Source organism: Algoriphagus sediminis (genome assembly GCF_030403435.1).
Lineage (GTDB): Bacteria > Bacteroidota > Bacteroidia > Cytophagales > Cyclobacteriaceae > Algoriphagus > Algoriphagus sediminis.
The window spans coordinates 153,423-167,178 of sequence record NZ_JAUEPH010000007.1; the positions used below are offsets into that span (position 1 = coordinate 153,423).

General features: G+C 41.0%; 10 protein-coding genes. 5 read left to right on the forward strand and 5 right to left on the reverse strand.

The features are described 5' to 3' along the window. The 5 genes from QVH07_RS15810 to QVH07_RS15830 are packed head-to-tail and all read right to left on the reverse strand — an operon-like array spanning position 1 to position 6,379. On the reverse strand, positions 1-555 hold the full coding sequence (locus tag QVH07_RS15810) for a hypothetical protein (RefSeq protein WP_290002279.1): 555 nt from the start codon (positions 553-555) through the stop codon (positions 1-3). Next, a complete protein-coding gene (locus QVH07_RS15815; protein ID WP_290002281.1) occupies positions 552-1,373 on the reverse strand; it encodes a hypothetical protein in 822 nt (273 codons plus the stop codon). Before QVH07_RS15815 ends, QVH07_RS15810 begins: the two co-directional genes overlap by 4 nt. Continuing rightward, on the reverse strand, positions 1,370-4,378 hold the full coding sequence (locus QVH07_RS15820) for a glycosyltransferase family protein (protein ID WP_290002282.1): 3,009 nt from the start codon (positions 4,376-4,378) through the stop codon (positions 1,370-1,372). Before QVH07_RS15820 ends, QVH07_RS15815 begins: the two co-directional genes overlap by 4 nt. A 21-nt stretch (positions 4,379-4,399) precedes the next feature. After that, the gene (locus QVH07_RS15825) at positions 4,400-5,479 is read right to left on the reverse strand and encodes a mannose-1-phosphate guanylyltransferase (RefSeq protein ID WP_290002283.1); all 1,080 of its coding nucleotides are present in this window, start codon (positions 5,477-5,479) and stop codon (positions 4,400-4,402) included. A 24-nt stretch (positions 5,480-5,503) separates the two neighbouring features. After that, positions 5,504-6,379, reverse strand: coding sequence for a glycosyltransferase (locus QVH07_RS15830; RefSeq protein WP_290002285.1), 876 nt, complete (start codon positions 6,377-6,379; stop codon positions 5,504-5,506). Between the two features lie 180 nt (positions 6,380-6,559). Between QVH07_RS15830 and QVH07_RS15835 the strand changes: the two genes are divergently transcribed. The 5 genes from QVH07_RS15835 (at position 6,560) to QVH07_RS15855 (ending at position 13,748) form a co-directional block, all read left to right on the forward strand. Then, positions 6,560-7,909, forward strand: a complete 1,350-nt coding sequence (locus QVH07_RS15835) for a sigma-54-dependent transcriptional regulator (protein WP_290002288.1) — start codon at positions 6,560-6,562, stop codon at positions 7,907-7,909. Positions 7,910-8,051: 142 nt separating this feature from the next. Further along, positions 8,052-8,594: a heme NO-binding domain-containing protein gene (locus tag QVH07_RS15840; protein WP_290002290.1), complete on the forward strand. Its 543-nt coding sequence runs from the start codon at positions 8,052-8,054 to the stop codon at positions 8,592-8,594. After that, positions 8,591-12,655 (forward strand): PAS domain S-box protein, encoded by a 4,065-nt coding sequence (locus QVH07_RS15845; protein ID WP_290002293.1) that lies wholly within the window; start codon positions 8,591-8,593, stop codon positions 12,653-12,655. Before QVH07_RS15840 ends, QVH07_RS15845 begins: the two co-directional genes overlap by 4 nt. A gap of 2 nt (positions 12,656-12,657) precedes the next feature. Beyond that, positions 12,658-13,152 (forward strand): cupin domain-containing protein, encoded by a 495-nt coding sequence (locus tag QVH07_RS15850; protein WP_290002296.1) that lies wholly within the window; start codon positions 12,658-12,660, stop codon positions 13,150-13,152. A 209-nt stretch (positions 13,153-13,361) separates the two neighbouring features. After that, positions 13,362-13,748, forward strand: coding sequence for a response regulator (locus QVH07_RS15855; protein WP_290002299.1), 387 nt, complete (start codon positions 13,362-13,364; stop codon positions 13,746-13,748). Positions 13,749-13,756: the final 8 nt, after the last annotated feature.

Genomic DNA, 13,756 nt, shown 5'->3' on the forward strand with positions numbered 1-13,756 from the left:
TTATGGATTGAATGGTTTTTCATTGATAATTTTTAAGGCATCCAACCGCCAATTGTCTCCTTGAAAATACAGAGCCATGGCGATTGAGGCCTCAGTTTGAATGCTGTCACCTGCGGGAAGGTGGTATTGAAATACGGCAGCAGAGTCGATTAGCTGACAAGCCAAGCCATCCCTGGACCAATTCTTAATAATCACATGGTGGCTTAGGTCTTGTCTTTTGACACTTCCGGAAAGCTGACCGGGATAGGCTTCTGCCAGACTTTGATAAAACCTCTCGGTAAATCTGTCCTTACCGGGTTTGAGATAATTGCTTTCGTAGATATAGTTGAGATGGGCCCAAATCGCCTTGAGGTCTTTTTCCAAAGTAGTCAATTGCCCTGGAGTAGGTTCCACACTGGACTGCACTTCCAGATTCAATTGAGTCTGGTGATTAAATGCCCTTTCGTCAAATCGAAGAAAATAGGGTGGTTCTGGTTGGATTTTTTGAAGAGTCGCCAGAGAAAACAGCAGGATTCCCACCAGGACAAAAAAGGATATAAAAATGTATCGGGTCATGGCCTAATGAGGGTTAAAGTTTCAGAAAAAACCTGGGCCACATTTGCGTGAATACTCGCTCCTGCAAAGCGCTCTGACGATAAACGAACTCTGACAAAACCCTCTCTTGCCACTTCCTCAATAATCCAGGTTTTACCTGAAGTTTGAATAGTAAAGGTGAGTAAGGTTCCGTTGGGAATCTGATTCTGAAAGGCGTCCTCTAAAGGACCTGCCTGCACGGTAAATTCGTTTTGAATCTCATCAAACTGAATGATCATCGGGATGGATTCGGGCGTGCCGGCGGTGATATAAAAACTGGAGAGTTGGGTATCGGATTCTCCTGCGAAGGTTCCGACTTTCGCTCCCTGACTAATATATCTCTCCTCAAAAAGCTCCCCATTTTCCAAAGGAATCAGGTTTCCTCCTTTCCCAAAGGAATAGCGCATTTGCTGCTGTACGAGGCTGCTGTCCGTATTCAGGGTTTTTGGGCTTCGAATGTCTTCCAATTTCCCATTACCAAGTTCGGGATTGAGAAATACCGGAAAGGCAAACGATTTTCCCTCAAGTTTCAGAACGATGAAGGCTTGCCCTTCTACAAAAGAGCGGTATTTTGGATAGGCTACCTTCAGTTCTCCCTCTTCGATTGAATAATCGGTCACTATTGGCTGGGAACTCGTCTGAATGAGGACTGACCAGTCACCGGGCTGAATTCTAAACTTCATCATCCCGTCAGTCTCTCTCCATTCCTGAATCGGATTGATCCAAGTAGGTTGCTCGACTTCGGGGGATTGGCAGGAAAAAAAACAAACCAACAAGAGTAGGAATAGGGTCTTTTTCATTGCAGATAGATTTCAGGTGAAATAAAGGAATGAGGCAAAAGCTGGATATTTTGAGCAGAATTCCAGCTTTTTACGATAAGGCTTCGCTCTTGCCCATTGATCTGAAGGAAAATCGGGATATCCTCTACCACGATACTCTCCAAGGCCTTTTTCTCCAGTTCTACTCGGAAGCTTGTGCCCAATCCACTGCGGATGGACCGAGGGTGCGTTTCCAAAGCTATATGGATGATCCTACCCAGACTGTCCCGTTCTGCTATTAGAACCCCAGGAATCGTGATCTCGGTCGTGAGCGGATTTTCCATTTCGATTTCAAGAAAGTAAGAATCAGAGTTTTCTTCCTTGATTTCAAATCCTGTCCGAATTCCCCGGATATAGCCCCGCTCTGTCACATCTGTTTCTGCTTTCAGGGTGATGCTTTGTATGGGATAGACTTGAGAGGAATCCTTTGCCAGAGGGATTTCGAAAAATGTCGTGGCTTTAGGGGCCAGATTGTAATGCATTTTTCGCTCAGGATAAAAGATCGCCAGACTGTCATTTTCAAAAGTCACTTCAGCTCTCAAAGCAATGGTGATAGGATTGTTGTCGGCGTTGATGAGTTCTCCGGTGACAAAAGTCAATCCTTCTCTTTCTACCAGATTGGCCTGATAAAATGCTGCAAAAGGCTTTTTGATTCGGTCGTCTTTTACTGTTGGGAAAGCTGAAATGGCTCTTTTGCCCATTTTTTTAAACAGGGTGTAATCGTAGGAAATTACTTGATTTTCAGGGATTTCTAATTCCAGCTTGGGTGGAATGATCGACCAGTGGTTTTCGTTTTTCTCTAAAGCAAACTCTTCTTCCAAATACCTCGGTCCCAAAGAGGTCCTCCAAGTGGTGTTGACTTGGTATTTGATTCGGTCTTCGCCAAGCTCCAAGGTGTCAATGTCCAGTTGATTGAGTTTGGCATAAGAGGGAAGAAGGCCACCATCTTTGACTGATTTTTCTAGTAGATATTGGTCTAGACTATATTCTGGGCCCGGTTTGAAGAAGGAAAATGCCTCCTCGAATCGCTGAAAGTCTAAATTGTCATAAAATGCATAGACTGTAGATTCTGGGTCTTTTCGCTGATCCACAAGTAGCATTTCGTAAATTAAATAGGTCAAAAAGCCCGAAAAAATTAAAAAAGGCATCCAAGCGGAAAGGAAAATCACAGGCTTGGGGTAGCGCTCTACCTTTTCAGGAGAGATCAGTTCGGTCTGAGATTTCTTGAATTGGAAGAGATAAAGAAAAGTCAACAAAAGAGCTACTACCACTGTGGTGAAAGGAAGAATCCCCCAGGCCATTTTCAGGAAAGGGTGAATCTCCTTGGGCTGTATGGGCTGTATGGTAGAAATATTTCCTTTTTCCCAAACCATGATTCCATTTTCCAAACGGATGGTCCGGTTCCAGCCCGTATAAAACAGAAGAGGGTCATAGTATTGGTCATTACTGAATACATACTTCAGTTGGTATTTCTCTGCATCTGTTAGGAAGTCCGTCAGGCTGGCCATTCCTTCTTCGAAAAGATACTTGGCATTTTCCAGTCGTTCCACAGCCCGGGTTGTCATTTCAGGAAGTCTTCTAGCTGAGTGGTAATTTCCATCAATAGTGGCAGCCAGGGTATTGGCACTAAGCCAGGCCATCTGATCTCCAAAACCCAGGGTTAAGTATCTCCAACGCATGTGATCGTCCCGGTTTAGGAAATTGAGAATAGGTTCGATTTTCACTTCTCTGGGCTGGAGCGGGCGAAAACTGGCCAAATGAAAGATGTAAATAATAAATAGCAGATAAGAAAAGCCACTCAATCCGGAAAGGAGGAAATGGGAAGTTTCTCCAAATTTCCCTACCCAATAATGACGGACTGGTCCTGCTAGAAATGATACAAGAAAATGGCTGAGGTACGGGATGGCAATTATTGAAGCCCAAAAGCCGAATCGATCCAAGGTAAGAATATTGAAGGCTGTCTCACCTAGCATGAGCTTGGGAAGGGGAGTGGTCCCCCCGCTGCCCAAAAGCAAGCAGAGGAAAAAGGAGACTGCCCATCCTAAATGTCTTTTGTGTCGGGTAATCAGGAAAGATATAGCGGGCAATAGGGCTAAAATCAAAAGTAAAGGGATGATATAAAAAACCAATCCCGAGCTGGTCACTTCCAGAAAATTGTCGCGGGAGCCATGAGGAATGGAAACTTGATTGATGGGATCAGTTCTGCTCCAGTACCAGTATGGAAAAATCAAACCAACTGCCAATACTATAGCAATGATTCCGAATAGTAGGATTTCGACTTTCTTCTTCCAGGCTACAAGTAAAAGCTGAGGAATGAATTTTCCGAAAAGTCTTTCTTTTGCCAAGCTCTCCTTCCAGTCTACCAAGGCCATCAGCATGGTTGGAGCAATGAAAAATACCATTCCAAAAATCGCGGTAACATGATGAGAACTGACCACTACCGCAATAAAGGCTAGAGAAAGTACCAAATATCTTGAATCTGAACTTTTTAAATATTGGTATAGGAAAGGAATGGAATTGAGCAACAAGGCCAAGCCTGTCAAGGTGGGTACCTGTCCGTAGACATGGAGTGTTTCGACCAAAGAGCTTAATACAACAGCAAGAATTGCTGCTACTCCCGCTGTTCTTTTGTCATAAAACATCTTGGTGAAACGATAAACCCCAATGATCAGCGCTTCATAAACAACGATTGCGAATATGGCAAAGGCTATTTTGAAAGGAAAGAGCTTGCCCAAAAAAGCTACTACCTGATGTACTAAAGGGGGGTAACTTACCGTGAGAAAACCCGTGTACCAGCGGTATTCCCATGGCTCAAACCAAAAGCGGGAATAATGGTCAGCAAAAAAGATATGCACGAAGGCATCGTAAGTCTGAGGTAAAGTAAAGTAGACAATTATGCCATGAGTCAACAAGCCAAGAGAAAGGGCTACTAAAAGCAACCTTTTCCCTATGAAGTCTTCCCAGAGCATCGTTTCTTGATTTTTCAAGTTAAAGGAGCTGGATATGTTTTAAATATAAAGTTCTCCCTTGACTTCTTTCACCCGCTCAACGTATTCTTTGATCTGCTGCTCATCCTCTTTCTTACAAATCAACAAAGCTTCTGGAGTGTTGACAATTATCATGTCTTTAAGTCCACCTATTACCACTACTTTTTGTTCATTGCTGTGGACTAAACAGCCCATACTATCCACAAGAATTGTATTTGAACTGTTGCTTGCATTAAGTGATTCGTCTTTATTTAAGTTTTCCCATGCACTGTTCCAAGTGCCTAAATCGTTCCAAGTGAAGTCCGCTGGAATAATATGTACATTTTCAGCCTTTTCCATAATGGCATAGTCGATTGAAATAGATTGACAGTTGGCATAAGCATAAGGAACAGCTTGCATTTCTTGAGGCGTGTTCAATAGAGAATAAATGTCTTGAAACACATCATAAATTTGAGGGGCATAAACCCCGAAGCCATCAATAATATCAGATGCCTTCCAGATAAAAATACCTGAATTCCATAAGTAATTACCTTCCTCCAAGAAAGCCAAGGCCTGCTCTCGATGTGGTTTTTCAGTGAATCGAATAACTGGATTGACGTCTTCTTTGGTATTTTCGTATTGGATGTAGCCATAACCAGTATTCGGATGTGAGGGCTTAATCCCCAATGTTACAAATGCATCATTCTGGCTGGTGAATTCTAAAGCCTTTAGACAGCTCTCTGTGAAAAGATCTAAATTTCCGATCAAGTGATCACTCGGTGCTACAATAAGGTTGGCATTTGGATCCATCTTCTTCAACTTGAAAGAGATATAGGCGATGCAAGCTGCTGTATTTTTTCGCTCTGGTTCTGCTACTATATTTTGTATAGATAGTTTAGGTAATTGATTTTGAACGATTGAAACGTATTCTTGAGAGGTCACTACGAAGATGTTTTCTTCTGGAATGAATGAGGCAAATCGCTCATAAGTTGACTGGATAAGGGTATTTCCTGTGTTAAGAATATCCAAAAATTGTTTAGGATAGCTGGATTTGCTCATTGGCCAAAATCTGCTTCCAACTCCTCCGGCCATAATTGCGACGTAATGATTTTGATTTTTCATGGTTGTATTTTTAAGATTGATGGATTAAATGGATTGAACCGAGATGTTCTTGGTTTTACTAGTGTAAATTTTTTGTGGCTTGGATTTTAGATGATACTGATAGTATAGCCCCAGAAGCTGAAGAGGGATCCTGATTGTGTCTTTGAGTTTAAGTCTGGAATCGCCTACTTCGGTCCATTTTAAAAGTGGGTATTCTAATACTCCTCGCTGAAGTGTGGTCTTACCGAATTTTTCCTGAAGTCTTAGAAAAATCTCCACATCAAATAGCCAAGGAGTTTGGAATGGATTATTGAAAAGAAATGGAACTAAATTTCTCTGAAATATTTTTGCACCACATTGAGTGTCTTGGAAATTGGCCTTTAAGATTGACTTGATAATTTTCTTGATCATCTTGCTGGCAAAAGAACGGCTATCGTCTCTGTTGATAGCTGCACCCAACCGTTGAATTCTACTTCCGACCACAGCTCCGAATTTTGGATGAGCTTCTTTGAACTTGGCCATCTGAAGCCATTCCTCCGGTACTGTAGCCAAGTCTGCATCCAGAAATCCAATCAGCTTGGAATCGAAATTTTTATGCACGAAAAGCATCCCATGACGAACTGCCTCAGCTTTACCTCCATTTTGTGGCATATTCAGTACACAGACATTTGATGGAGATTCTGTTTGCAATCCTCTTAATACCGCCAGTGTTTTGTCTTTACTTCCGTCATTGACTAGGCAAAGTAAAACCTCAGGATGTGCAAGGGCGAAAGATTTAAACTGCTGGTAAGCAAAACGCTGCTCCTCATTGTAGCAAGGAACTACGATGGCATATTGATGTTGAATCTCCGGTTGGTACTTCAAAGCATCTTTCAAAAGCTGATTGAGTTGAAGAGAGTTTTTCGTTTCGGTTGTAATCATTACTGTTTCGATTTCGGTGTGCCAACTTCCATTCAAAACCATCTCCAATTTTTTAAATAATTGAAAATCAGATAAATAGAATTTTTCAGAAAGAATATATTTCCAGATTTTGGAAAAAATTCCAATTTATGAACAGTTCTGGAATAGATTTCCTATCTTCCATAGAATCAAATGATTGCTATGGCACAGTTCAAAATATTCATTGTTGAAGATGATCCTTGGTATGGACAGATTCTTCAATATCACCTTAGTTTGAATCCTGATTATGAAGTCAAGCTTTTCGAAACGGGCAAAGAATGTCTGGCCCGGCTTCATGAAAAGCCTGACTTGGTCACAGTTGATTTTTCATTGCCTGATATATCAGGAGATAAGCTGTTTCAAAAAATAAAAGCCTTTGATTCTGGGATTCCCGTGGTAGTGATCAGTTCTCAGGAAGATATATCAGTGGCTGTCGGTTTACTGAAAGCGGGGGTAAATGATTATTTGGTAAAAGATGAAGCGACAAAGGACCTTCTTTGGAATTCGGTTATTAAGATCAGGGAAAACCAATCCTTAAAAAAAGAAGTAGAAGTACTTAAAGAGGAACTTGGACAGAAGTTTTCATTTGAAAAATCAATAATCGGCAAAAGCGCAGCGCTCACTAGGGTATTTGGACTGATAGAAAAAGCCATCAAAACCAGTATCAATGTTTCTATCACAGGTGAGACAGGGACAGGAAAAGAGGTAGTAGCAAAGGCGATACATTATAATAGTGATCGGAAGAAAAAAAGTTTTGTTGCGGTAAACATGGCCGCTATTCCTAAAGACTTGATCGAGAGTGAGCTTTTTGGGCATGAAAAAGGGGCTTTTACTGGAGCTGTCGCCAGAAAAATCGGAAAATTTGAAGAAGCGGCTGGAGGAACGATCTTTTTGGATGAAATAGCAGAAATGGATCTTAATCTGCAATCAAAGCTCCTTCGTGTACTGCAAGAAAGAGAACTGACTCGAGTGGGTGGAAATGAATCCGTCAAATTGGACGTGCGGATCATCACGGCTACCCATAAAAATCTTGCTGAGGAAGTGAAAGCAGGTCATTTCAGGGAGGACTTGTTTTTCCGTGTTATGGGTTTGCCAATCGAGTTGCCTCCTTTGAGGGATAGAGGGACAGATGTCTTGATCTTGGCAAAGCATTTTGCAGATGAATTTGCCAAGACCAATAAAATACCTTCAATTACTTTTACTCAAGAGACAAAAAATAAACTTCTCAATTACCCATTTCCAGGCAACATCCGGGAATTAAAGGCTGTGGTGGAATTGGCAGCTGTAATGGCGGATCAAGGAATAATCGATGAAAAAGACCTGAGTTTTTTCAGTACACAAAAAGAGAAAACCCTTTTTCTGGAGCAAAAAACTCTAAGACAGCATACTTGCGATATTGTGCAGCATTATTTAGTGAAGCATCAGGGAGACGTATTGGAAACCGCGCGGATTTTGGACATTGGAAAAAGCACGATTTACAAAATGATTCAGGAAGGGGAGGTAACTACTTGATTTTCCAAAAAATGGAATTATTTTCCATTTTTTGGAATAAAAAAGAATTGATTAGGTGAAAATATGCCAATTTAATGTATGAGAGGGGTTTTATTAATTGGCTCAATTTTTCTCTTTTCATTTCTTTAAAATACTAATTTATATGTACGGACTAGTCAATAAAGCCATTCAGGATCTCATTACAACCAATTTTGGCGAGGAGAAGTGGAAGGTGATCAGGGAAAAAAGCCAAATCGATATAGACTATTTTATCAGCACGGAGCCTTATGATGACTCGGTCACTTATCAGTTGGCTACGGCAGCTTCAGAGGAATTGGGTGTAAGTGTAGATGAGGTCTTGTTTTTGTTCGGAGAATGGTGGGTATTGGAGACGAGTTTGAAAAAATATGGAGGCTTAATGAAGGCTGGCGGAAGTTCTGTAAAAGAATTTTTGACTAATCTTCCTGTATTTCATGATCGGATCAAGATGATCTATCCTAACCTTACGCCACCTGAGTTTAAAATTGACGAAGAAGCTGAAAATAGCTTGGTTGTACACTACTTTTCCACAAGGGAGGGCTTAGGTGGATTCATGAAGGGTTTGCTCTCGGGAATCGGTAAAATGTATAATACACCTGTGCAAATAGACCATATCTTTGGAAAGAGCTCTGGCCAAGAGCATGAAGCATTCAAAGTAAGTTGGTGAAAAATCAATTAAAACATATTTCTATAAGTAGCGACCAAATGAACAGGACTTTTCCTTTTCATTTTGGTTTTGATGAAAAAGGACAGATTCTCTTTTTAGGTCCCAGTTTAGAAAAAATGTTTGGGGATCTAAGGGGGCAATTTTTCACAGACCTCTTTGAGTTTGAGAGGCCTAAACTTCAGGCTTTTGATGTATCCACATTGGCGAAGTCTAGAGAACAGACATTTCTTTTCCGGTCAAAATTCAGGAACAAGGTATTATTTAGGGGGCAATTTGATTATTTCAAGGATGCGGGATTTTTGATATTCCTGGGGACACCTTGGTTTTCCAGTATCGAGGAGGTCTCTAAAAATGGCCTTTCTATTTCAGATTTCGCACCCCTGGACCCTTTAATAGATTTACTTCACTTGATCAAGAATCAGGAGCTGGTAACAGATGATCTCAAAGAATTGGTTCAGACTATTAATACTCAAAAGCAAGAATTGGAAAAACTCGCTTACGTGGCGAGCGCCAATGCAGATGGGGTCCTTTATACAGATTCGGAAGGAAAGATTACTTATGTTAATGAGGGATTTCTTTACGAGACAGGCTATTCCAAGTCTGAGGTAATCGGCAAGACTCCTATTGAGATTGGTCGTGGCCCAAAGACTGAAAACGATAGAGTAGAAGCTATGCTTCAGGCTTTCTTCAAAAAGGAACCCTTCAAGCTGGAGCTCAAAATGTATCGTAAGAATGGGAGTTTTTTTGAGGCCAGGATTAACGGGCAACCCATCCTAAATACACAAGGAAAGTTTCTTCATTTTTTCTCACAGATTGAAAATGTAACTGAAGAAAAAGCTTCTAAGAAAAGAATCCGGGACTTTGAAGATACTTTTAGGAAGGTCCTCGAGTTTTCAGGTGATAATGTTTGGGAACATGATTTCATCTCGGAGAAGACAGTTTTTTCAAACAAGAAGAATAATTTCCTTGGGTTTGAATTTGAGCAAGAAACAGACCTAGCTAAGCTTTGGTATGAATCCGTTTTGGAGGAGGATATCTCTTTATTGAAAGAGAATGATCAAAAATACCGTAATGGATTGATCTCCTCCCATCAACTGGAATATAGAATCAAGTCCCAAGATGGTAAAATAAAATGGGTAAAAGACCGGGGAATCGTAATCGAAAAGGATGAAAACGGGAAGCCGCTTAAGGTCATCGGAACGCATTCGGACATCACTGAGCAAAAGAATGCTCAAGAGGAACTTCTCAATGTCAACAAAAAATTGGGCAGTGTACTGAATGAACTCAAGGATGTAATCTGGTCAGTGACCTACCCTGACTTAAATGGGATCTTTTTTACCCCTTCAGCAGAGGAACTCTTTGGCTTAGACATGGATACCTTTATGAGGGACAATTCTTGGTGGGAAAAGGTGATCTATAAAGAAGATCTCCATGTATTGAGAGAGATAATCTCCGAGGTAGAGGAAAAGTCAGAGTACGAGAAGAAATACAGAATCCAAACTCCTGAGGGGCAAATTAAATGGGTCCAGAATAAAGGTAAGCTCATATTTGAAAATGGAGTTCCGGTTCGAATGAATGGAATCCTGGTCGATATCACCGATAAGAAAAAGACTGAGGAATTACTCGAGGCTCAGGAGGAGCTGAAGAATATATTGATCGAGCTTTCCTCTACTTATATCAATATGGATCTGGATGAGGTGGATTTGCAGATTCAGAATTCTCTTCACCAGATTGGGGAGTTTGTCGGTGCAGACCGAGCTTATATTTTCAAGTATGATTTAGATGCTAGTACCACCTCCTGCACCTACGAATGGGTACAGCAGGGTATTTCTGAGGAAATCGCTAATACCCAAGATGTGCCTTTGGAATTTATTCCCCAATGGCTGGAGGCTCATGAAAAAGGGGAGCCTTTCTCGGTAGAGGATGTAGCGCTCCTGGATCAGCAGGGGTTGAAAGAATTGAAGGATGTTCTTGAGCCACAGGGAATCCAAAGCCTCATAGCCATTCCCATGATGTATAGAAAGGAGCTTTTGGGCTTTGTGGGCTTTGATTCAGTCAATAAAAAGCATACTTATTCCAATAAGGAAATTGAATTGCTTTTCGTATTTGCCCAGATGCTGATCAACGTTCAAATGCGAAAGCAGTCTGAGACTCGGCTTTTTCACCAGGAAGAAAAATTTCGGAATATCATCTCCAATATGAATTTAGGACTTCTAGAGGTTGATCTGAACGAGAAAGTACTTCATGCTAATCATACTTTCTGTGAAATGGCAGGTTATCCTTTGGAAAAATTAGTTGGGTACAAGGCAACTGATTTATTATTGGATGAGGAATCGAAGGAGAAACTTTTGAGTAAATCCAAAAGCAGAATTGACGGGATCTCAGATTCCTATGAAATGAAATATCAAAGGCCAGATGGGGAAATACGCTGGTGGTACATTAGCGGAGCTCCCAACTACAACGATAAGAACGAATTGATCGGTTCGATTGGAATTCATCTCGATATTACCGAACAAAAGCGATTGGAAGTCGAGCTGATCCGTCAGCGTGAAGAGGCTGAAAAGTCAAAACGGGCCAAGGAAATATTTTTTGCAAACATGAGCCATGAAATCCGTACTCCAATGAACGCGATCGTAGGGATGAGCGAACAAATGGCTAAGACCCAACTGGACGAAAAGCAAAAGGTTTTTCTCTCCACGATCCATAGTTCGGCCAATCATCTGACAGTGATCATCAAGGATATCCTGGACCTTTCCAAGTTGGAAGCGGGGAAAATGACCTTGGAATCTATTGGGTTTAGCTTAAGGGAGATCCTACATAAGGTTATTCAAATGATGAATTCAAGAGCTGAGGAAAAAGGATTGATTCTGGAAGTAGCGTCCTATGATCTGAGGCTAAATCCAATCCTTATGGGTGATCCTTACCGAATCAATCAGATTTTGCTCAATTTGATATCAAATGCAGTCAAATTTACCGAAAAAGGCAAGGTTCAAGTTTCCTGCAAGATGCTCAAAGATTCCCCTGATTCACAGGAAGTGGCAATTCAAATATCCGATACGGGAATAGGGATGGATACTTCATTCTTTCAGGGAAATATTGAAAAGTTTTCCCAGGAAGACTCCACGATCACGCGGAAGTATGGAGGTACCGGTCTGGGTTTGAGCATTACTAAGGAGCTGGTAGACCTGATGGATGGAAAATTCGAAATTAAGTCCAAGAAAGGGATTGGAACCCAGGTTATTGTGAAATTTACCTTAGCAAAAGGTACCGAAGCTGACTTACCAGTCGATATTCCTTTCGAAGTGAATTTGCATAAACTGAAAGGAAAGCGAGTCCTTATTGTCGATGACAACGAGTTTAACAGACTGGTTGCGACAACCGTCCTGGATCAATTTGAAATGGAGCTTACCACAGCAAACCATGGTCATGAAGCTGTCAGTATATGCAGAGAGAAGGATTTTGACCTGATTCTTATGGATATCCAAATGCCTGTGATGGACGGAGTCAAGGCCACACAAATTATCCGGGAAGAGCTGAAAAAAGGAGTCCCAATAATCGCCTTGACAGCTTTTGCGATGAAAGGAGATGAGGAGAAATACCTCAAAAAAGGAATGAATGGCTTTCTAGCTAAGCCTTTTCAGGAAAAGGATATTCTAAAAATTCTTGGTCGTGTATTTGATTTCGAGGCTAAGGATAGTGTCAAGCCTATTATCCATCGGGATGCGAAAAAGCGGCTTTACAGCTTGGATGAACTGGAGTCTATAGCCAAAGGGAATAAGGAGTTTGTAGATAAAATGATCAAACTTTTCCAAACTAATGCCCGTGATGGTATGGATCAATTGAAATTAAGTTTTGATGGCTATGATTTTACCCAAGTCAAAAAAATTGCGCATAGGATTAAACCTTCGATCAAAATGATGCGGATTTCGGAAATCTCAGAGGAAGTAGCCGAGCTTGAAAAAGAAGTGGAGGTACAGCAGGATTCGCCTCGGATGAGATTTATCATCTCCCATATGGAAGAGGTGCTCAACAAAGTATTGGAAGACCTAAAAGAAAAATAATCATGAGACAAAAAGAGGAAGTATTTGCCCATGCTGAAAAACTGATGGAAAAGCTGGGATTCAAAATTATAAAGGAAGACCGAAATCGACCCTGGGGAGGTTTTTTGGTAATAGATGAAAGTCAAGCACCGGCTTTTGCCAAGCAGTTTTTCCCAGAAGAGGATTTCGAAGCTCTGAAAATATCCGAAAAGCTCAGTCCCAAAATTTTGCTAGTAGCACCGGAGAAAAGACTCAGTTGGCAATATCATTTTCGCAGAGCTGAAATCTGGAGATGCATCGATGGGGAAGTGGCTGTAGCTACTAGTCTCACAGATGAAGAATCAGAAATCAAAAATCTAAAAGAAGGAGACAAGATCAAGCTCCAACAAGGCGAGCGTCATCGTCTAATCGGAAAGGAAGACTGGGGTGTAGTCGCTGAAATCTGGCAGCATACCGATGCATCCAAACCTTCGGATGAGGAGGATATCGTTCGGCTTCAGGATGATTTTGGTAGATAGTAGCCAAATTTTTATTCCAGAAATTGGAAAATGTTTCCAATAATCGGAATGTTTTAATTCTAAAAGTGCCTCAGATGAATTCTGGGGCACTTTTTTGTTTTGGCACCTAAATGGAAATAGATGGTTTAGAGCTTAGTGATTGAAATCCGGCAAAGAAGGAAAAAGAACAGGCTCATTTGATTAAGAAGAAATAAACTAAAACCAATAAAATGAAAGATTTAAAAAACATGAGGGCCTTTATCGTAGACGACGATCCATTTTGGACTGCGATTCTTCAGCAACTTTTGGAAGGTATGGGTTTTTCCAAGATTTCAACATTTGAAAGTGGAGAGGCTTGTTTGGAAAACATTCATCTCAATCCCGCATTGATCTTTTTGGACTATCAAATGGGAAAAGCAAACGGATTGGATGTATTGCAGCAAGTGAAATCGTATTACCCTGGAATTGAGGTAGTATTCTGTACTGCACTTGAGGATTTGGAAGTAGCCATCAGCGCGATTGAATTCGGCTCTGCGGAATACCTTTTAAAGGCCAATGCTACAGAAGATACCTTGTCAGAGATCATCGAAAGTTTTCAAAAAACACAAACTATATAATCTACACC

Bases quoted from the DNA above. Each gene is read 5' to 3' on its own strand.
- QVH07_RS15855 (WP_290002299.1), top strand. From the start codon at position 13,362: ATGAAAGATTTAAAAAACATGAGGGCCTTTATCGTAGACGACGATCCA.
- QVH07_RS15825 (WP_290002283.1), bottom strand. From the start codon at position 5,479: ATGAAAAATCAAAATCATTACGTCGCAATTATGGCCGGAGGAGTTGGA.
- QVH07_RS15850 (WP_290002296.1), top strand. From the start codon at position 12,658: ATGAGACAAAAAGAGGAAGTATTTGCCCATGCTGAAAAACTGATGGAA.
- QVH07_RS15840 (WP_290002290.1), top strand. From the start codon at position 8,052: ATGTACGGACTAGTCAATAAAGCCATTCAGGATCTCATTACAACCAAT.
- QVH07_RS15810 (WP_290002279.1), bottom strand. From the start codon at position 555: ATGACCCGATACATTTTTATATCCTTTTTTGTCCTGGTGGGAATCCTG.
- QVH07_RS15815 (WP_290002281.1), bottom strand. From the start codon at position 1,373: ATGAAAAAGACCCTATTCCTACTCTTGTTGGTTTGTTTTTTTTCCTGC.
- QVH07_RS15835 (WP_290002288.1), top strand. From the start codon at position 6,560: ATGGCACAGTTCAAAATATTCATTGTTGAAGATGATCCTTGGTATGGA.
- QVH07_RS15830 (WP_290002285.1), bottom strand. From the start codon at position 6,379: ATGATTACAACCGAAACGAAAAACTCTCTTCAACTCAATCAGCTTTTG.